Origin of the sequence: Pseudomonas sp. B7 (assembly GCF_016735645.1) — a bacterium.
Classification (GTDB): Bacteria; Pseudomonadota; Gammaproteobacteria; order Pseudomonadales; family Pseudomonadaceae; genus Aquipseudomonas; species Aquipseudomonas glycinae.
In genome coordinates this window covers 112278-129474 of record NZ_JAERRE010000009.1, presented here as the reverse complement: position 1 = coordinate 129474, position 17197 = coordinate 112278, and the positions used below count along the sequence as shown (strand labels likewise).

The 17197-nt window shown below is 60.9% G+C and carries 24 protein-coding genes; 13 read left to right on the top strand and 11 right to left on the bottom strand.

Going from position 1 to position 17197, the window contains the following annotated elements:
• Window positions 1-105 precede the first annotated feature (105 nt).
• The gene (locus JKA62_RS20445; protein WP_041475321.1) at window positions 106-441 is read right to left on the bottom strand and encodes a hypothetical protein; all 336 of its coding nucleotides are present in this window, start codon (window positions 439-441) and stop codon (window positions 106-108) included.
• Between the two features lie 176 nt (window positions 442-617).
• On the opposite strand from JKA62_RS20445, the gene JKA62_RS20440 reads away from it, so the two are divergent.
• Window positions 618-857 (top strand): hypothetical protein, encoded by a 240-nt coding sequence (locus JKA62_RS20440; protein WP_007950501.1) that lies wholly within the window; start codon window positions 618-620, stop codon window positions 855-857.
• A gap of 57 nt (window positions 858-914) precedes the next feature.
• Here JKA62_RS20440 and JKA62_RS20435 read toward each other — a convergent pair whose 3' ends face one another.
• Complete coding sequence (locus JKA62_RS20435; RefSeq protein WP_007950503.1) at window positions 915-1103, bottom strand: hypothetical protein; 189 nt, start codon at window positions 1101-1103, stop codon at window positions 915-917.
• 196 nt (window positions 1104-1299) lie between these two features.
• Here JKA62_RS20435 and JKA62_RS20430 point away from each other — a divergent pair, with 196 nt between their 5' ends.
• Window positions 1300-1662, top strand: coding sequence for an NUDIX hydrolase (locus JKA62_RS20430; protein WP_011334666.1), 363 nt, complete (start codon window positions 1300-1302; stop codon window positions 1660-1662).
• Window positions 1663-1665: 3 nt separating this feature from the next.
• Here JKA62_RS20430 and JKA62_RS20425 read toward each other — a convergent pair whose 3' ends face one another.
• The 3 genes from JKA62_RS20425 to JKA62_RS20415 all read right to left on the bottom strand — a co-directional run bounded on the left by JKA62_RS20425 (window position 1666) and on the right by JKA62_RS20415 (window position 4011).
• Window positions 1666-1908, bottom strand: coding sequence for a DUF1652 domain-containing protein (locus JKA62_RS20425; protein ID WP_201819170.1), 243 nt, complete (start codon window positions 1906-1908; stop codon window positions 1666-1668).
• 121 nt (window positions 1909-2029) lie between these two features.
• A complete protein-coding gene (locus JKA62_RS20420; RefSeq protein WP_201819169.1) occupies window positions 2030-2929 on the bottom strand; it encodes a polysaccharide deacetylase family protein in 900 nt (299 codons plus the stop codon).
• Window positions 2930-3063: 134 nt separating this feature from the next.
• Window positions 3064-4011: an ABC transporter substrate-binding protein gene (locus JKA62_RS20415; protein ID WP_011334669.1), complete on the bottom strand. Its 948-nt coding sequence runs from the start codon at window positions 4009-4011 to the stop codon at window positions 3064-3066.
• 293 nt (window positions 4012-4304) lie between these two features.
• Here JKA62_RS20415 and JKA62_RS20410 point away from each other — a divergent pair, with 293 nt between their 5' ends.
• The 4 genes from JKA62_RS20410 (at window position 4305) to JKA62_RS20395 (ending at window position 7461) form a co-directional block, all read left to right on the top strand.
• The gene (locus tag JKA62_RS20410) at window positions 4305-5291 is read left to right on the top strand and encodes an aliphatic sulfonate ABC transporter substrate-binding protein (RefSeq protein ID WP_201819168.1); all 987 of its coding nucleotides are present in this window, start codon (window positions 4305-4307) and stop codon (window positions 5289-5291) included.
• Window positions 5292-5352: 61 nt separating this feature from the next.
• Window positions 5353-6192, top strand: a complete 840-nt coding sequence (locus JKA62_RS20405) for an ABC transporter permease (protein WP_011334671.1) — start codon at window positions 5353-5355, stop codon at window positions 6190-6192.
• 49 nt (window positions 6193-6241) lie between these two features.
• Window positions 6242-6922 carry an SOS response-associated peptidase gene (locus JKA62_RS20400; RefSeq protein WP_011334672.1) on the top strand — a complete coding sequence of 227 codons (681 nt, stop codon included), beginning with the start codon at window positions 6242-6244 and terminating at the stop codon, window positions 6920-6922.
• A gap of 266 nt (window positions 6923-7188) precedes the next feature.
• Window positions 7189-7461: a hypothetical protein gene (locus tag JKA62_RS20395; protein ID WP_041475322.1), complete on the top strand. Its 273-nt coding sequence runs from the start codon at window positions 7189-7191 to the stop codon at window positions 7459-7461.
• A gap of 46 nt (window positions 7462-7507) precedes the next feature.
• Here the strand turns inward: JKA62_RS20395 and JKA62_RS20390 are convergent, their stop codons facing one another.
• The 3 genes from JKA62_RS20390 to JKA62_RS20380 are packed head-to-tail and all read right to left on the bottom strand — an operon-like array spanning window position 7508 to window position 8704.
• Window positions 7508-7654, bottom strand: a complete 147-nt coding sequence (locus tag JKA62_RS20390; protein WP_201819167.1) for a hypothetical protein — start codon at window positions 7652-7654, stop codon at window positions 7508-7510.
• Window positions 7655-7694: 40 nt separating this feature from the next.
• Window positions 7695-8006, bottom strand: coding sequence for an AzlD domain-containing protein (locus JKA62_RS20385; protein ID WP_166742327.1), 312 nt, complete (start codon window positions 8004-8006; stop codon window positions 7695-7697).
• Entirely contained in the window at window positions 8006-8704 is a 699-nt protein-coding gene (locus tag JKA62_RS20380) for an AzlC family ABC transporter permease (protein WP_011334675.1), read from the bottom strand. The genes JKA62_RS20385 and JKA62_RS20380 overlap by 1 nt, the downstream gene beginning before the upstream one ends.
• Window positions 8705-8859: 155 nt before the next feature.
• Here JKA62_RS20380 and JKA62_RS20375 point away from each other — a divergent pair, with 155 nt between their 5' ends.
• Window positions 8860-9246 (top strand): DUF2784 domain-containing protein, encoded by a 387-nt coding sequence (locus tag JKA62_RS20375; RefSeq protein WP_201819165.1) that lies wholly within the window; start codon window positions 8860-8862, stop codon window positions 9244-9246.
• Here JKA62_RS20375 and JKA62_RS20370 read toward each other — a convergent pair.
• Window positions 9243-9764: a DUF3087 domain-containing protein gene (locus tag JKA62_RS20370; RefSeq protein ID WP_201819163.1), complete on the bottom strand. Its 522-nt coding sequence runs from the start codon at window positions 9762-9764 to the stop codon at window positions 9243-9245. The genes JKA62_RS20375 and JKA62_RS20370 overlap by 4 nt on opposite strands.
• A gap of 210 nt (window positions 9765-9974) precedes the next feature.
• Here JKA62_RS20370 and ppnN point away from each other — a divergent pair, with 210 nt between their 5' ends.
• From ppnN to JKA62_RS20345, 5 genes are all read left to right on the top strand, one after another.
• The gene (ppnN, locus tag JKA62_RS20365) at window positions 9975-11348 is read left to right on the top strand and encodes a nucleotide 5'-monophosphate nucleosidase PpnN (RefSeq protein WP_007950520.1); all 1374 of its coding nucleotides are present in this window, start codon (window positions 9975-9977) and stop codon (window positions 11346-11348) included.
• Window positions 11349-11409: 61 nt separating this feature from the next.
• Window positions 11410-12147: a response regulator gene (locus JKA62_RS20360; RefSeq protein ID WP_011334678.1), complete on the top strand. Its 738-nt coding sequence runs from the start codon at window positions 11410-11412 to the stop codon at window positions 12145-12147.
• A 152-nt stretch (window positions 12148-12299) separates the two neighbouring features.
• The gene (locus JKA62_RS20355) at window positions 12300-12677 is read left to right on the top strand and encodes a hypothetical protein (protein WP_011334679.1); all 378 of its coding nucleotides are present in this window, start codon (window positions 12300-12302) and stop codon (window positions 12675-12677) included.
• Window positions 12678-12840: 163 nt separating this feature from the next.
• A complete protein-coding gene (locus tag JKA62_RS20350) occupies window positions 12841-13575 on the top strand; it encodes a substrate-binding periplasmic protein (RefSeq protein WP_179694590.1) in 735 nt (244 codons plus the stop codon).
• Between the two features lie 108 nt (window positions 13576-13683).
• Window positions 13684-13932, top strand: coding sequence for a hypothetical protein (locus JKA62_RS20345; protein WP_039767006.1), 249 nt, complete (start codon window positions 13684-13686; stop codon window positions 13930-13932).
• Between the two features lie 64 nt (window positions 13933-13996).
• Here the strand turns inward: JKA62_RS20345 and JKA62_RS20340 are convergent, their stop codons facing one another.
• Together JKA62_RS20340 and JKA62_RS20335 are read right to left on the bottom strand one after the other, a co-directional pair.
• Window positions 13997-15412, bottom strand: coding sequence for an FAD/NAD(P)-binding protein (locus tag JKA62_RS20340; protein ID WP_201819161.1), 1416 nt, complete (start codon window positions 15410-15412; stop codon window positions 13997-13999).
• Window positions 15413-15537: 125 nt separating this feature from the next.
• Complete coding sequence (locus JKA62_RS20335) at window positions 15538-16101, bottom strand: helix-turn-helix domain-containing protein (RefSeq protein ID WP_201819159.1); 564 nt, start codon at window positions 16099-16101, stop codon at window positions 15538-15540.
• 85 nt (window positions 16102-16186) lie between these two features.
• On the opposite strand from JKA62_RS20335, the gene JKA62_RS20330 reads away from it, so the two are divergent.
• Window positions 16187-17125, top strand: a complete 939-nt coding sequence (locus tag JKA62_RS20330; RefSeq protein ID WP_201819157.1) for a DMT family transporter — start codon at window positions 16187-16189, stop codon at window positions 17123-17125.
• Window positions 17126-17197: the final 72 nt, after the last annotated feature.

The window sequence follows — 17197 nt, the reverse complement described above, 5'->3', positions numbered from 1 at the left end:
CCGGCGGGATTTTTTGTGACACGTCGCTTTACGCGACGACGGGAATCACCGGATCCGCAGCAGCCAGCGCAATCGCACCGGTCAGCCGCTGGCCGGTTTGTGACCTTACAGACAGTCGCGCACCGCTTTGCGCAACGACCCGGACTTCGCCCACGGCGGCCCCTGATACAGGGAAACGCGGCTGCCGTCCTTGTACTTGACCACATCGAGAATCTCGTCGGCGGTGACGATGCTCGGCGCGGTGATCCGGTAGCCATTGGAAATCGCTGTCTGGGACGTCTTGGCAACGTCCTGCTGCCACAGGGGCAATACACAAGCGGCGTAGTCCTTGGGAGTCTTGTCGCTGGTCTTGCTGACATTCGGTTCGCCCGGCACCAGTGAAGCAGGCAACGAACAACCGGCCAATGCCGCCATCAGCATCCCCCCGATCAACATCCGCATGGTGATTCCTTCATCTGAAAAAACGCGAATGTACCCTGTAACTGTTCGGACATCCATCGTAGCGCTCTGCCTGCATTCCCTGAAAACCGGGCCGTTCAGCTCATCGACAGAAGACCTTGCCCCACACCGGAAAAATGCGGCTAATCTGTTTTACCGAGAATGTTCCGGAGGTGATCATGCGGCTCAATGAATACGAACACGAACTTCAGCGTGACCTGCAAAGCGTGGCATCGGACCTGAGATGGTCGGCGGTGGACCTCAAGCGTATCGCCGAGCAACTGCGCCAGTCGGGCAACGAGGCGGACGCCCAGGCGGTACTGCGATCCTGCGAGGTACTGCAAAGCGATGAAGAACGCCTGCAACTGTACGCCCGGGAAGTGAAAGCCCGCGCCATCAGCCGAACCAAAGTCCACTGAACCTCACCCTTCCATAGCAAAAGCCCCGGACAACCGGGGCTTTTTCTTCACAGACCTTCAGTCTGCCTTGCGACCGCGTGCGCGGCTTTTGTACCCCGGCAGCGCGGCGGCGTACGCCAGCGCTTCCTCGCGACTGGCAAACGAAGCGAGCCGGTCACCCTGCGTGCAGACCCGCCACGGGCCGTTGTTGACGCTGAGTACGTCGTAGCCATTCATGTGCATTTTGTTCAGCATCGCCATGCTCATAGGCACCTCCTGTCTGCTGACGAACTTTTCCACCTTACACCCGCAATGCCCCCTGTGCCGACCGAACGTCGCACCGCGGCCGCGTCAAGTCTCCGGCACTTTTGCCGCTGCCAGGCACTCAGAAGCTCTAGACCGGCAGCGGCCCAAATATTGCTAATTCATGACAGATTTATGACAACCGACATTCGGGTAACACATGAAAGTACGAGCAACGGTCATCTGCGAGCAGGACCGACACATTCTTCTGGTGCGCAAACCCAGGTGCCGCTGGACGCTGCCGGGCGGCACCGTCGAGCCGGGAGAAACCCGCGCGCAAGCCGCCGCCCGCGAACTCAAGGAAGAGACCGGACTGGACAGCGATGAGATGCTCTATCTGATGGAGTTGCAGAACGGCAGCACCCGGCACCACGTCTACGAGGCGTCGGTGCTGAACATCGATCAGGTTCGCCCGCTGAATGAAATTGTCGACTGTCTCTGGCACCCGCTCGATGCGGTGCAGAATCTGAACGTCAGTAACGCTACGCTGAACATCGTCCGCGCCTTCCAGCGACGTCTTTGACCGTCAGCCGGCGAAAGCCCGGCGTCCGGCGCTCATTTCGGTGCGGAATTCACCGATGAAATTGGAAATGTCACGAATGGTGACCAGATGCTCCGGGGAAACCCCGTTGAGCAACAGCTCGACACGCCCGCTGTCGGGTTCGTAAACCTTGATCTGCAAGAGTCCCTGCGCCGTTTCGGTGCAATCGCAATACAGCGGCGAGAAGCCGGATTCGACGATGCGGCAAATATCGGCAATGGCAATCATGGGGGAACGCCTCACAGGCGTTGACTCGGGCAACCCGATGAGCATAGATGAGCTTTTATCGCCCCGCTTGCGCCGACACCTGCAGAATTTGCCAACCGCTTCACATTTCACATCACCGCACTCAGTGGGCGTCATGGTCCCAGATCCAGTTCCAGATCCCTGGCAGGTTCACCGGTTTCGACGACTCACGCACGGTGCGCGCCAATGCGGCTTTTTCCAATGTCGCGCGATCATCATAGAACGGTTTTTCTGCCAGTCGCACGCCGGTGGCAGCGGCGCTGTCGAGCAGAATCTCTAAGTACTCGCGGGTGTGGCGAGCGGTGTAGCGGTTGAGGTCATGGAAGGTCACCACCACCGGAATCACCCCGTCCACCGTTGGCAGTTCACCGAGGGCAATCCGTTCGCGGACTTCCGATAGCTGACGCAGCATGTTCGCCCGCCGCCGGGGACTGGCGTTGAAGCCCCAGATCTTGCCGTCATTGGCGCTCAGATCGGTCAGCAACACCTGCATATGGTGCTGCTGATAAGCGGCGAAGGTGCGTTTGTCGTAGTTCCAGAATGGCGGGCGCAATAACGTCGGCGGCGCGCCGGTGATCGCCACGATGTCTGCCGAGCCGTTGGTCAGCGAGGTTTCGAGCTCATCAGGATCGAGCAATCGATGATTGGTGTGCCAATGGGTAGCGGTGTGAAAACCCAGAATGTGCCCTTCAGCATGCTCGCGACGCATGACCCGCCGGCCGATCTCGCTGTTGCCCGCCCGTGGAGCGCGGGTCTGGACGAAAAACACCGCTTTGATCCCCGGTTGCAGCGGGTTGTCCTTGAGGCTGTCGAGCACGGTGTCGGTGGGATTGAACAAACTGGAAGCGCTGGGGCCGTCATCGAAGGTCAACAGAAACCGCACAGGCGCCTGGGCCTTGAGCCGGGTCTCGGTCTGCGCGGTCATTTCGATGGGAGCGGCGATGCATCCGGCCAACCCGACGGCCACCGCCATCGCGCAGAAAAGCTTGAACCACTGTGTCATGTTTTGCCTTGAGCCCGACCGTAGCGGTCATGTTGTCGATTGGCAAAACTCCTTCGCCGCTGCTTCCTCCCTGCGACCCAATGAGATGGGCCGAGGTTGGATAAAGATACACAGGGTTTGGTTCCAGCGCTCGCTCAGCGTGCCAGCGCCTGTTGAAACGAGCTGTCGATGATCCCCGCTGTGGCCAGCGGTGCCGGCAGCGCCTTGACCTTGAACAGGAAGTCGGCGGTGCTTTGCAGATCGGCGGCGGCCTGTTGATCGACCGGGCCGACCGTCATGTGCGCCTGGCGCAACCAGTGCCGCGAAACCTGCTGATCGAGATTGGCCTTCTTCGCCCACAGGTCGGCGTATTCGTCGGTGTGGCTGTCGACCCAGGCCCGGGCCTGCTTCAGGCGCCCGAGGAAATCGGCGATCGCTTCGCGCTTGCTGTCGATGGACGGCGCCGATGCCGCAATGGCGCTCAAGCCCGGCATCAGGTTTTTCGCCGTCAGAATCGGCCGCGCACCCGAGAACACGATCTGCTGGGAAATGTACGGTTCCCAGACCGGGAACGCATCGATGCTGCCTTGCGGTAGCGCCGCCGCTGCATCAATCGGCATCAGCTTGACGAAGTCGACGTAATTCTCCGGCAAACCGCCCTGCTCCAGCGCCCGCAAGGTCAACTGCTGACTCCAGGCACCCGGCCAGTAGGCGACTTTCTTGCCCTTCAGATCCTCGATGGTTTTCACCGGAGAATCCTTGGGCACCAACAGGGCGATGGTGTCCGGGTTCTGCCGCGACACCCCGATCAGCTTCACCGGCGCCTGCTTGGCCGCCAGAAACAGAAATCCCGAATCCCCCAGAAAACCCAGATCCAGCGACCCGGTCTGCAACGCCTCGGCCAGTGGCGCGGCGGCCTGGAAGTGTTTCCAGTCGACCGTGTAAGGCGCGTCCTTCAACACGCCGGACGCTTCTATGGACGCGCGGATGTTGTAGTAATTCTGGTCGCCGACGTGCAGGACTAAGGGTTCGGCAGCGTAGGTCAATGGGGTGGCAAACAGTGCGCTGGTCAACGCGGCGCGTAGGAAACGTGAGAGCTTCATGGCGAGTCCTGCAGAAGGGGTTTTTATAGACCATAACGCTCTTACAAATAAGATTTGAAATTCGATTAGCGCATAAGCTCAGCACCCTCCCGTTGCACTGTTCGCCGAGCAACAGTGGCTCGGCACAGTGTTTTCCCTGCAACACTTCAAACCTGCAAAACCGGCGTTAAACCCCGTAAATACGGGACAAGGCGCACATGGCACAGAGCCTGCAATATTCCATTCATGCAGGAAGCATTCGATAAAAATATCTTTTTGGACATAAGAATCTGTTGCCTTGCCGGAGCGTGCCCATGAAATTCCTCTTACCGTTTTCCCGCTTCAAAACGCTGCTCGCGGCCTGCGCAGTAGCCCTGAGCCTGCAACCGCTCGCCCACGCTGCCGAAGCGCCGCCGGCCGAAGTGCATCTGGATTACGCCTATTACTCGCCGGTCAGCCTGGCGCTGAAACATCTGGGCTACCTGGAAAAAGCCCTGCCCCAGAGCAAAGTCAGCTGGGTGCTGAGCCAGGGCAGCAACCGCTCGCTGGAATACCTGAACAGCGGCGGCGTGGATTTCGCCTCTTCGGCCAGCCTCGCCGCCGTGCTCAGCCGCGCCAATGGCAGCCCGATCAAATCGGTCTACGTCTACAGCCGCGCCGAATGGACCGCGCTGGTGGTGCGCAAGGACTCGCCGATCCAGTCCGTCGCCGACCTCAAGGGCAAGAAAATCGCCGCCACCAAGGGCACCGATCCGTATCTGTTCACCCTGCGCACCCTGCAACAGGCCGGGCTGAAAAAGGACGACGTGGAACTGGTGCATCTGCAACACCCGGACGGCCGCACCGCGCTGGAGAAAGGCGATGTCGACGCCTGGGCCGGTCTTGATCCGCACATGGCCGCCAGTCAGGTACAGGCCGGTTCGCGCCTGCTGTACCGCAATCGCGATTTCAACAGTTACGGCGTGGTCAGCGTCACCGAGCAATACGCCAAGCAACACCCGCAAACCATCGACACCGTGATCAAGGCCTATGAGCAGGCCCGCGAGTGGTCGGTGAAGAACCCCGAAGAGCTGGCAAAGTTGCTCGCCAGCGAATCCGGCCTGCCGCTGGACGTGGCCAAGCTGCAACTGTCGCGCACCGACCTGAGCAGCCCGCAACTGACCGCCAAGGACGTGCTGGCCTCGAAAGCCGCCGCGCCGATTCTGGTCTCCGAAGAACTGGTGCGCCGTGGGGTGAATGTCGATCAGGTCATCGATCAGTTGATCGACACCGGTTTCCAGCAAGTCGCCGCCGCCCAGTAACCGATCAGGCTCATGACAAGTCCGCGCCCGTCGCGGATTTGTCGTGAGCGGAGAACCGTCCATGAGCAACGACCTGCCCGCCCGCCTCGCCTTGTCGGCACCACGGCGAAAACTCCCACTGCTGAATCCGCTCTGGCGCCGGCGGCTTAAGGGCCTGGCCCTGCCACTGCTGATCGTGATCGCACTGGAATTTATCGTACGCATCGGCTGGCTGCCGTCCTACCAGATGCCGGCGCCGAGCGAGATTGCCCTGACCCTCACGGATCTGGCCGAAGGCGCCTTGTGGAAACACATCGGCGCCAGCCTGATTCGCGTGCTGCTGGGGTTTGCCATCGGCGCGAGCCTGGCGCTGGTGTTTGCCGCATGGGTCGGCCTCAGCCGCGAAGCCGAGGCCTATCTGGAACCGACCTTTGCCGCGCTGCGTTCGATTCCCAGCCTGGCCTGGGTGCCGCTGTTGCTGCTGTGGCTGGGGATCGACGAGACCTCGAAAATCGTCCTGATCGCCATCGGCGCGTTCTTCCCGGTGTACGTCAACGTGGTCGCGGCGATTCGCAACATCGACCGCAAACTGGTGGAAGTCGGACACATCTATGGCTTCAGTCCCCTGCAACTGGTGCGACGGATTCTGTTGCCCGCCGCCCTGCCCGGCCTGTTCACCGGATTGCGCAGCGGCATGAGCCTGTCGTGGATGTTTCTGGTGGCAGCCGAACTGATCGCGGCGACCAAAGGGCTGGGTTACCTGCTCAGTGACGGTCGCGAAACTTCGCGGCCGGATATCGTGCTGGCCGCGATCATCGTCCTGGCGCTGCTGGGCAAACTCAGCGACGGACTGCTGGCCATATTGGAACGCCGCTGGCTGGTCTGGCGCGACGCGTTCACCGGCCAGGGCAGCAAGGATTGAACCGTGCAACTAAGCTGAAACCTTCAGGCAGCAGCCGGAGGGTCGGCCGATGTGCGGAAGACTGTCGCAATACCGGGGCATCCACGATTTCGTCGCGGTGCTGAGCATTCCCGATGCGCTGATCAATCACGTCGGTGACGCACCGCTGGCGCATTACAATGCCGCGCCCACGACGTCACTGGCGATCCTCCATCAGCACCAACAACGGCTATACGCCGACAATCTGCGCTGGGGCTGGCGCCCGCACTGGGCGACGGATCGCGCCGCGCCGATCAACGCGCGGGTGGAAAAAGTCGCCCACGGGCCGTTCTTTCGAGCGATCTGGCGCCATCGACTGATCGTGCCCGTCGACAACTGGTTCGAGTGGGTCGATGCACCCGACAAAAGCCGACAGCCCTGGCTGATTCGTCGGGCCGATCATCAACCGGTTTTCTGCGCCGCCATCGGCCAGTTTCCGACACCCGGAGAGCCTCAACGGGACGACGACGGCTTCGTCATCATCACCGCCAACAGCGAAGGTGGCCTGCTCGATGTGCATGACCGGCGCCCGATCGTTCTGCGCGCTGATCGGGTGCACGAATGGCTCGATCCCGCCACGCCGACCGAGCGCGCCGAACAGATGCTGCTGTTCGAAGCCGAACCCAGCGAAGCGTTCCACTGGCACAAAGTCGGCAAAGCGGTGGGCAGCTCCCGCAATCAGGGTGCGGAATTGATTGAAGCCGTAACGTAAATAAATGTCGACGCGATGCGTTATCAAAAGCAGGAATTCAGCAATCGAATCCTGTGTGTTACACGCGGTGTTTCAAACGCGAAACATTCAACATAAACAGTCGTTTGATTGAACTAACCGCCTGTCTGACATTTCAACCGTCATACATACATTTACAAACACTACGGATAGCATGCGCGCCGCATTTCCTTTTGGCATACCAGTTGACCAAAGAGTCAGCAAAACCAGGAATCCCCCCAAACTTACAAGCCTTGCAGAGAACTAAGTTGCGCGACGATTTTGCAATCAAACAGGTCACAGGCCTGGAGTGTATTCATCTGTCCACGACAGAACGCTTTCAACTCGACTGTTTTATCGGCCACTACATAAAGACTCGAAACCTGCGTGACGTACCCGATATCGACCGCATCCTGCGCGCCACTCTCGAAAACTATCCCTGCCACCCGCCGGTGATGGTCAACGAGCTGAATGCCTGGATCGACAAGACCTTGGGTTATCGGGCCTCCCACCCCGATTTCACGCAGCTGGAAGATCTTTGATGAAACGAAAAAGCCCCGCAATCGCGGGGCTTTTTCGTTGTGGCGTTCAGGGTTTCAGCGGGCGTTCCTGATCACGGTCGGACAACTCGCGGCTGTCGTCATGCTTCCAGGTCTGCTCCTTGTGTCTCTCCCGCTCGATTTCTTCTTCGCTCGGTTCGTCATCTTCTTCGGGACGTTTCTGCTCGGTTGCCATGTTCACCTCGCTAATGGAATTCATCCATTAAGCGTAGAACTTAAAGCCACCAGCGCAATAGAAAGAAGAACGCCATGCTCAATAGCATGCTAAGCAACGTATTGCGTGTGTAGATCACGAGGCCGATTGCTACTAGTGAACTCAGCAGATAGGGGTTGTCCCACTGCAAATTCAGTTGTTTGTCCGGCATGAACACAATCGGCCCGCAAATCGCGGTCAACATGCCCGGCACGGCAAAACCGAGAAACTGCCGCGCGTTGCTGCTCAGTCGCACCGGCAAACGCGGTTCGAGAAACACATAACGGTTGAGGAACACCAGAATCCCCATGCCGATAATCACTGCCCAGACCATCATGTGCGCTCCCGATACAGTTTGTTGCAGATAAACCCGGCAGTCATACCGGCCAGGCCCGAAAGCACCAGCGCCGAACCCCATTGCCAGTAGCTGAACAACACCGAGCAGAACAGCGACACTGCCACGCAGACCACCGTCGGCACATTGCGCACCACCGGGGTGATCAGGGCGATGAAGGTGGCGGCAATCGAGAAGTCCAGCCCCAGGTGTTCCAGTCCCGGAATACTGCTGCCGAGCACGATGCCGGCCAGGGTGAAGAGATTCCAGGCGATGTAGAACGTCAGGCCGACGCCCAGCGCATACCAGCGGTTGAACTGCTGGCGGTCGTGTTGACTGGTCAGGGCGAACAGTTCGTCGGTGAGCAAAAAGCCCAGGCCGATGCGCCAGCGTCCCGGCAAAGGCGAAATCACATGACGCATGCTCATGCCGTAAAGCAAATGTTGCGAGGTCAGCAGCAGCGTGGTCAGCAAAATCGAGAAAATCCCCGCGCCGCCCTTGAGCATGCCGATCGCCACCAGTTGCGCAGCACCGGCGAACACGATGCTCGACAGGCCCTGCCCTTGCAGCGGCGTGAGGTTGGCTTCAATCGCCATGGAGCCGGCCAGCAGCCCCCAGGGTGCGGTGGCCAGCGATAACGGCATGATCGCCGCGGCTCCGCGAAGAAAGGCACTGCGCGGCATTGATGAGTCAGACATAACACGCTTCAACCGTGAGACAAGGCCCCGGACTCTGCCAGCAAATGCCCGTTGGTGGCTTGAACAATCTTGCGCAGTTGGCGCAAATCCTTCCTTCGGGCAGTCGTTTACCGGCGTAACATGGCAGCCATTCACACACGCGTCAGGGAGACGACATGCTGTATCGAATAGCCGCCGACGGGCTGGTGCTGTTTCATTTGCTGTTCATTCTGTTCGTGCTGTTCGGCGGACTGCTGGTGCTCAAGTGGCCGCGGCTGGTGTGGCTGCATTTGCCTGCGGCGGCCTGGGGCGTGGCGGTCGAGGTATTGCACCTGACCTGTCCGCTGACCTATTGGGAAAACCTGATGCGCCACGCCGCCGGGCAAACCGAATACGCGGGTGGCTTCATCGAGCACTACATCTGGCCGATCATCTACCCGGCCGGGCTGACCCCGCAGATTCAGCTGGCGCTGGGCAGCGTGGTGCTGGTGGTCAACCTGCTGGTCTACGGGCGTCTGATCCGCCGTTGGAAACTGCGGCGCGCCGCGCGCATTCCTTTCTAGCGCGCTTTCAAGGTTTCCAGCCAGGCCGGATCGAGGCGCGTCTGATCGGTGTCCAGACCGAGCGCCTCCATCCGCGCCTTGTGCGCTTCGACTTCCCGGTGCAATTGCGCGTGATCGCTGGAGTTGCCGTCCAGTTCATGCATCTGGGTCAGGCCCAGGTGATAGAAACGCAGCACCTTCATCGCCACCGGGTCGCCCTTGTCCACCGCCGCCGTCACCTGATGCATGACGTTGGTGACGCTCATCAGGCTGCGCTTGAGCCGCCAGCCGTACACCGCCGGGGCCATCCAGGTCTGGTTCCAGAATCGCCCGCGCAGAAACGCCGCCGTCAGCAGAAATGCGCCAAATACCCCGCCGACATTGAATCGCAGATTATCCCCGCCCGGCTCGCCGAACAGCGCCACCGCCGCCGTCGAAAACGCCATCGCCAGCACCAGAAACAGCACTGCGATGATCAGCGTGCTGCGCCGGGTCTGCTGGCGATAAGTGATGGCATCGATCGGTTGAATCTCGAACATCGCGACAGGCTTCCATGGCTTGAGTTAAAAAGAGGCTGCGCATTATCGCCTCTGAGGCGGATTTAGCTATGCTGGAGCGCCTTTTCATCTTTTCAACGTCCAACGGGGACATGGCGATACCACGCAGATCGTGCCATCTTCATTCATGGATACACACTATTCGGATGCCATTGGCCATGCCGGCAATGACATCGTTTTAAGGATCACTGCATGACCCAACGACACGTAATCAATGCCTCGGTCAGCCCAAAAGGCAGCCTCGAAACCCTTTCCCAACGTGAAGTTCAGCAACTGAGCCAGGCCGGAACCGGCAGCACCTACACCCTCTTTCGCCAGTGCGCCCTGGCCATCCTCAATACCGGCGCCCATGTCGACAACGCAAAAACCATCCTAGAAGCCTACAAAGACTTCGAAATCCGCATCCACCAGCAGGATCGCGGCGTGCGCCTGGAACTGCTGAACGCCCCGGCTGACGCCTTCGTCGACGGCGAAATGATCGCCAGCACCCGGGAAATGCTGTTCAGCGCCCTGCGCGACATCGTCTACACCGAAAACGAACTCGATGCCCTGAGCATCGACCTCAGCACCTCCCAGGGCATCAGCGACTACGTCTTCCACCTGCTGCGCAACGCGCGCACCCTGCGTCCGGGCGTCGAGCCGAAAATCGTCGTGTGCTGGGGCGGCCACTCGATCAACACCGAAGAATACAAATACACCAAGAAAGTCGGCCACGAACTGGGTCTGCGCAGCCTCGACATCTGCACCGGCTGCGGCCCTGGCGTGATGAAAGGCCCGATGAAAGGCGCGACCATCGCCCACGCCAAACAGCGGATTCACGGTGGCCGTTACCTGGGCCTGACCGAACCGGGGATCATCGCCGCCGAAGCGCCGAACCCGATCGTCAACGAACTGGTGATCCTGCCGGACATCGAAAAACGTCTGGAAGCCTTCGTCCGCGTCGGCCACGGCATCATCATCTTCCCGGGTGGCGCCGGCACTGCCGAAGAGTTCCTGTACCTGCTGGGCATCCTGATGCACCCGGACAACGCCGGCCTGCCGTTCCCGGTGATCCTGACCGGGCCGAAACATGCCGCGCCGTACCTGGAACAACTGGACGCTTTCGTCACCGCCACCCTTGGCGAAGCAGCGAAGAAGCACTACGAAATCATCATCGACGACCCGGCCGAAGTGGCGCGGCAGATGACGGCGGGCCTGAAGGCCGTGAAGCAATTCCGCCGCGAACGCGCCGACGCGTTCCACTTCAACTGGCTGCTGAAGATCGACGAAGGCTTCCAGCGCCCGTTCGATCCGACCCACGAAAACATGGCCAACCTCAAGCTGCACCGCGACCAGCCACCCCATGAACTGGCGGCCAACCTGCGCCGCGCGTTTTCCGGGATCGTGGCCGGCAACGTCAAGGACAAGGGCATCCGCCTGATCGAGGAACACGGGCCGTACCAGATCCGTGGCGACGCCGCGATCATGCAGCCCCTCGATCTGCTGCTCAAAGCCTTCGTCGCCCAGCACCGGATGAAACTGCCGGGTGGCGCAGCGTATGTGCCGTGCTACCGCGTGGTGTCCTGACCCGAAGTGACAAGTGCCCGGAGCGCAACGCTTCGGGCACTCCCTATAAAAAGAGCGAACCATGGATCACATCAACCACATCCTGATCGTCGACGATGACCGCGAGATCCGCGAACTGGTCGGCAATTACCTGACCAAGAACGGCCTGCGCAGCACCGTGGTCGCCGATGGCCGGCAGATGCGCAGCTTTCTGGAAGCCAACACGGTCGACCTGATCGTGCTCGACATCATGCTCCCCGGCGATGACGGGCTGGTGCTGTGCCGCGAATTGCGCGCCGGCAAACACAAGGCGATCCCGATCCTGATGCTCACCGCCCGCGACGACCAGACCGACCGCATCCTCGGCCTGGAAATGGGCGCCGACGACTACCTGACCAAACCCTTCGCCGCCCGCGAACTGCTGGCGCGGATCAACGCCGTGCTGCGCCGTACACGAATGCTGCCGCCCAATCTGCTGATCAGCGAAACCGGGCGCCTGCTCGCGTTCGGCCGCTGGCGGCTGGACACCACCGCCCGCCACCTGCTCGATGAAGACGACACCATGGTTGCCCTCAGCGGCGCCGAGTATCGTTTGCTCCGGGTGTTTCTCGACCATCCGCAACGGGTGCTCAGCCGCGACCAGTTGCTCAATCTGACTCAGGGTCGCGACGCCGACCTGTTCGACCGCTCCATCGATTTGCTGGTCAGTCGCCTGCGCCAGCGTCTGCTGGACGACTCCCGCGAGCCGACTTACATCAAGACCGTGCGCAACGAGGGTTATGTGTTCTCCTTCGCCGTGGAAATGCTCGCCGAATCCTGACGGATTTGTATCGCTCTGTATAAATTCGCCGCGCAGATACGTAACCCGTGTTTTCGCGCCGCATCACCACATATCAGCGATACACCCTCGCGTTTGAATGAACCCACCAGAAAGCACTGGCTCACTCATCATCAAACGCAAGGAGAAACACCATGTTCAAGTCCTCGAAATCCCTGGTACTCGCACTCAGCCTGCTCGGTGGCCTGGCAATGGCCGATCTGGCATCCGCCAGCTCCCAGCCGCTGGTCGCTGAATACGGCTCGGAAAACCTGCAGAAGGATCGCGTTGCCGAAGGTGGCGCGGATCGCTTGCAGGAACTGCGTGAACGCGTGGCAGAAGGCGGCGCCGACCGTTTGCAGGAGCTGCGTGAGCGCGTCGCCGAAGGCGGTGCTGACCGTTTGCAAGAGTTGCGCGAACGCGTCGCTGAAGGTGGCGCCGACCGCTTGCAGGAACTGCGCGAGCGCTCGGCCCGCAGCGTACTGGTCGCCGAGAACCGTCCCGAGTTCGGTTCCAAATACCAGCGCTACTGATCGTTTGTACCCGCCGTTGTCGATTCCTGCCGGGGGCGCTCTGCCCCCCGCAGCGTTCACTACCGAACCGCCATGTTCTCTGACACAAAAGCCCCGCTGTTTCCCGACGACAGCCGTCATGGCTCGTACTAAGCTGCGCGATTGTTTTGTTCAGGGACGATCCATGAAACGATTTGCCGCCTGTCTGCTGTCCATGCTGGCCCTGACGGCCACCGCGGCGGACCTGCAACTGCTCACCGATAACCACCCGCCCTTGCATTTCATGCAAGGCAATCAGCTCGCAGGATTCGGGGTGGACGTGGTGCAGGCCCTGGCGACCCAGACCGGCGATCGCATCCATCTGCAACAAGTCCCGCTGCTGCGCGCCCTGCGCATGGCCAGCGATACCCCCGACACCGGCGTATTCACCGTGCTGCGTACCGATGAGCGCGATGATCGCTATCAATGGGTCGGGCCGCTGATCGAAGTCGAAACCGCGCTGTACGCCCGCGACAATCTCCAGCCTCCCGTGCACAGCCTGCGTGAAGCCGATCATCTGGGCCGGATCACCGTGCCGCGCAAATGGCTGGTCTACAGCTACCTGCAAGGGCAAGACCTGAACAACCTCTACGGCGTGGAAACCCCGGAGCAGATGATGCGGCTGTTCAGCCTGGGGCGTACCGATTTCGTGGTCTCCGATACCTGGTCCAAAGCCGCCCTCGCCCGCGAACAAGGCATGGAGCCGGGACGCTTGCAGTACCAGATCCCGTTGATGAAACAGAACACCTACATTGCCTTTTCGCCGCAGACTGATCCGAAACAGGTCGCACGCTGGCAGCAGGCGCTGGATACATTGCGGGCCGACGGCCGTCTGGAGCAGCTGCGCCAGCGCTGGCTGAGCAATACCCTACCGCGCTGATCGCGCATCAACACCTTCGATAACAACTATGCGCAAGGGTGTTTTCACATCAAAACCCTCCAGCACTACAGTGGGCCCCATCTTCTCCCCACTCTCTGGAGCAACATCATGAAAGACATCATCGCACTCGGCTTCATTGTTTCCCTGATCGGCGCCACTTCCGCCATCGCTGCCCCACACGCCAGCACTCCAGTTGTCGCGGCTGCGACCGTTGGCCAGTCCGGCACCCTGAACGTCGACACCGTCAGCAACGACGCCGAACACCAAGGCCTCAAACTCCAACAGAACGCCGAACAGACCAAACTGTACGTCGCGGAAAACCGCCCGGAATTCGGTTCCAAATATCAGCGCTACTGAGTGATCGGTTTGAGCTGCCAGAAACAGGAAACCCCGCCAAAGCGGGGTTTCTTGCATTCGGGCGTCAGCGCACCAGTCGCGCGGCCAGCGCCTTGGCCTGCAACGCCACGTCGGTGACAGCGGTGCTTTCCCACCACATGCCACGCAGCGGCGGGCCCAAGGCGAACAAGCGGTTCGAGACCCGACCCTCTTCATCCAGCACCGCACCGTCCACCGCCGCCGCGATGCCCAGCGCCAACGGCCCCGGGCGAACCAGGCCACGCGCCAACAACTGCTGCGGCAAAGGTCGCGCGACCCGGCGCCAGTCGTATTCGATGCCGCTTGAGTTGATCAACGCCGCGCCCTGCACCACGCGGGTTTCAGCCTCACCGCGAGGGCGAATGCGGATACCCACGCCGTCGCCCGATACCGGCTCAAGCCCCTTGTAAGACGCCGCCTGAATGCGCAATCGCCCTTCCCGATGCAGTCGCTCGACCAATTCCGCGCTCAGCGGCGGTGAACGATGGTGATGACTTTCCCACCACGGTCGCACATGGCGCACGAACTGCCGGCGCTGCGCATCGCTGGCCTGGCTCCACAAGCGACCGATGTGCGCCCGCACGGTGTCGAGCGGCGCCTGCCAGTCGATGCCTTGGGCGATGGCGTCGCGGCAATGCCGGCGCAATTCGCGCAGTAACTGGCGCGGCGTGCGGATGCTGTGATCCTCGGCGAGGAAGTCCACCCACGCCGGCGGCTGCCGACGCACATGGGGCAACAGCCCGTGCCGGGAAAACACTTCGATCGGCCCGCGATGCCCGGCCTGCTCCAGCGAGACCACGGCATCGACCATGGTCAGGCCGGAGCCGATGATCAACACCGTGGATTGCGGATCGAGCTGGCGCATGGCCGCGACATCCCACGGATCGAGCGCCGCCGCGTTGAGGCCGCTGGATTCTTTTTGCGGGGTGCGGGCAGCCGGGAACATCCCGGTCGCCAACACGGCAAAAGCACCCTGCAACTGTTGACCGTCACTCAAGATGAGCTGCACGGAATCGTTGGAGGCCTGAACATCGACCACTTCGGCGCGCACATGCTCGACCGTCGAACCGTGTTGCGCGCCCACCTGCTGCGCCTCCGCCAGACGCTGCTGCACATACACGCCGAACAAACCCCGAGGTGGAAACAGTTCGCTGACCGGTACATGTTGCTGATCCGACTCCGGCCAGCCACCGCCAGCGATGTGATCGGTCAGCCATTGAGTCAGGTCATCGGCATTGTCCGGATCGACGCTCATCCGCGCCGCATTGCCGTTGAGCGTGTGGCCCAGTTCCACCGCGCTGTACGCTTCGCCCCGGCCCAGTTCGGCCCGGGGCTCGATCACCAGAATCTTTCTGCGCCCCGGCAAACGCAGCAATTGCACTGCCAGCATCGTGCCGCTGAGGCCGCCGCCGACAATCAGGATGTCGGCGTGACGGATGGCGGTCGTATCGGTTTGAGTCATGCCGTTCTCGCAACTGAGGATGTGCTCGGGCCAGTGTCATTCAGACGCCGCGAAGGCGTCTAGACGGACGTCATTTTTTTATCATGCCGATGCGACTTGCAGCGTGTTTCATTCCGTTGCGACTGTCAGATCACCACATTACGCACAAAACGCGCCGCCACTTCCCCATCATTGCGATAGGCGTGCGGCTGATTACTGGCGAACATGTAAAACTCCCCGGCGGCAATGTGCTGGGGCTGGTCGCCGAGCATCAGAGTCAGGCAGCCCTCGAATACGAAAATCTGCTCGCTCCAGCCGTCGGCGTCCGGCTGCGAGGGATAGACCTCACCCGGTTGCAGGCACCATTCCCACTGCTCCACCGCGCGGGTGGCATTGGCCTTGGATAGCAAAACGGCTTTGCTGCCGGGGATGCTGCCGGCCCAGGCAAGTTCGTTGATACGGCCCGGATCGCGATTGTCCGGGGCCTGGATCAGATCGCTGAAGGCCACTTCGAGGGCTTCGGCGACACGGTCGAGGGTGGTCAGGCTGACATTCTTCTCGCCGGCCTCGATGGCCACCAGCATTCGCCGGCTGACCCCGGACTTTTCCGCGAGGGCTGTCTGGCTCATGTCGGCGGCGTGGCGCAGGCGCCGAACGTTCTGGCTGACGTGTTGCAGGACCGAAGCCCGCTGAACAGAATCTTTGTGCACTATATTGCTCACTGGCTGGGGTTGGGCAGTATACTGCGCACCATTTGGCGCATTGTGCGTCTCCTTCTTAAAAGTGCGCAAGGTCATGACGTCAGCCAACTCCCCTCAAACTCCCCTGCGGTTTTCCCGGTTCAGCAAAGCCGAGTGCGTGCTGGTGTTGATCACCATGCTTTGGGGCGGCACCTTCCTGCTGGTGCAGCACGCCATGACCGTCAGCGGCCCGATGTTTTTCGTCGGCCTGCGCTTTGCCGCCGCAGCTGGCATTGTTGCGCTGTTCTCCTGGAAACACCTGCGAGAACTGACCCTGTTCGAATTCAAGGCTGGCGCCTTTATCGGCGTGGCGATCCTGCTCGGTTATGGCTTGCAGACCGTTGGGTTGCAGAGTATCCCAAGCAGTCAGTCGGCGTTCATAACCGCGCTGTACGTGCCGTTCGTGCCGCTGTTGCAATGGCTGGTGCTGGGCCGGCGCCCGGGTCTGATGCCGAGCATTGGCATCATGCTGGCGTTTACCGGGCTGATGCTGCTTTCCGGGCCTTCGGGGGCTTCGCTGAATTTCAGCCCCGGTGAAATCGCCACGCTGATCAGCGCCATCGCGATAGCAGCCGAAATCATCCTGATCAGCAACTATGCCGGGCAGGTCGATGTGCGTCGCGTAACCGTTGTGCAACTGGCGACGACTTCGGTGCTGTCGTTTTTGATGGTGGTACCGACCGGCGAGGCGATTCCGGACTTCTCGTGGCTGTTGCTGAGTACGGCTCTGGGCCTGGGCGCGATGAGTGCGGCGATTCAGGTGGCGATGAACTGGGCGCAGAAAAGTGTTTCGCCGACCCGAGCGACCTTGATCTACGCCGGTGAACCGGTGTGGGCCGGGATCGTCGGTCGTATTGCGGGTGAGCGCCTTCCGGCCATCGCATTGGTGGGTGCGGGACTGATCGTGGCGGCGGTGATCGTCAGTGAATTGAAGACCAAAGGCAAAGCGACACAAACGGTCACGGAAGAATTGGAGCACGAGACCGAAGGCTAAACGGGGGTTTTACGGCTACTTTGTAGGATTCAGAGACATCCTCGCGTTTGGCGATCCGGGAGCTGGCACGTA

Coding starts and splice junctions, on each gene's coding strand:
- JKA62_RS20435 (WP_007950503.1), bottom strand. CDS start 1,103: ATGAGCATGGCGATGCTGAACAAAATGCACATGAATGGCTACGACGTA.
- JKA62_RS20345 (WP_039767006.1), top strand. CDS start 13,684: ATGAAAGACATCATCGCACTCGGCTTCATTGTTTCCCTGATCGGCGCC.
- JKA62_RS20360 (WP_011334678.1), top strand. CDS start 11,410: ATGGATCACATCAACCACATCCTGATCGTCGACGATGACCGCGAGATC.
- JKA62_RS20375 (WP_201819165.1), top strand. CDS start 8,860: ATGCTGTATCGAATAGCCGCCGACGGGCTGGTGCTGTTTCATTTGCTG.
- JKA62_RS20430 (WP_011334666.1), top strand. CDS start 1,300: ATGAAAGTACGAGCAACGGTCATCTGCGAGCAGGACCGACACATTCTT.
- JKA62_RS20420 (WP_201819169.1), bottom strand. CDS start 2,929: ATGACACAGTGGTTCAAGCTTTTCTGCGCGATGGCGGTGGCCGTCGGG.
- JKA62_RS20415 (WP_011334669.1), bottom strand. CDS start 4,011: ATGAAGCTCTCACGTTTCCTACGCGCCGCGTTGACCAGCGCACTGTTT.
- JKA62_RS20440 (WP_007950501.1), top strand. CDS start 618: ATGCGGCTCAATGAATACGAACACGAACTTCAGCGTGACCTGCAAAGC.
- JKA62_RS20350 (WP_179694590.1), top strand. CDS start 12,841: ATGAAACGATTTGCCGCCTGTCTGCTGTCCATGCTGGCCCTGACGGCC.
- JKA62_RS20385 (WP_166742327.1), bottom strand. CDS start 8,006: ATGGTCTGGGCAGTGATTATCGGCATGGGGATTCTGGTGTTCCTCAAC.
- JKA62_RS20445 (WP_041475321.1), bottom strand. CDS start 441: ATGCGGATGTTGATCGGGGGGATGCTGATGGCGGCATTGGCCGGTTGT.
- ppnN (WP_007950520.1), top strand. CDS start 9,975: ATGACCCAACGACACGTAATCAATGCCTCGGTCAGCCCAAAAGGCAGC.
- JKA62_RS20330 (WP_201819157.1), top strand. CDS start 16,187: ATGACGTCAGCCAACTCCCCTCAAACTCCCCTGCGGTTTTCCCGGTTC.
- JKA62_RS20410 (WP_201819168.1), top strand. CDS start 4,305: ATGAAATTCCTCTTACCGTTTTCCCGCTTCAAAACGCTGCTCGCGGCC.
- JKA62_RS20425 (WP_201819170.1), bottom strand. CDS start 1,908: ATGATTGCCATTGCCGATATTTGCCGCATCGTCGAATCCGGCTTCTCG.
- JKA62_RS20380 (WP_011334675.1), bottom strand. CDS start 8,704: ATGTCTGACTCATCAATGCCGCGCAGTGCCTTTCTTCGCGGAGCCGCG.
- JKA62_RS20370 (WP_201819163.1), bottom strand. CDS start 9,764: ATGTTCGAGATTCAACCGATCGATGCCATCACTTATCGCCAGCAGACC.
- JKA62_RS20405 (WP_011334671.1), top strand. CDS start 5,353: ATGAGCAACGACCTGCCCGCCCGCCTCGCCTTGTCGGCACCACGGCGA.
- JKA62_RS20390 (WP_201819167.1), bottom strand. CDS start 7,654: ATGGCAACCGAGCAGAAACGTCCCGAAGAAGATGACGAACCGAGCGAA.
- JKA62_RS20355 (WP_011334679.1), top strand. CDS start 12,300: ATGTTCAAGTCCTCGAAATCCCTGGTACTCGCACTCAGCCTGCTCGGT.
- JKA62_RS20340 (WP_201819161.1), bottom strand. CDS start 15,412: ATGACTCAAACCGATACGACCGCCATCCGTCACGCCGACATCCTGATT.
- JKA62_RS20400 (WP_011334672.1), top strand. CDS start 6,242: ATGTGCGGAAGACTGTCGCAATACCGGGGCATCCACGATTTCGTCGCG.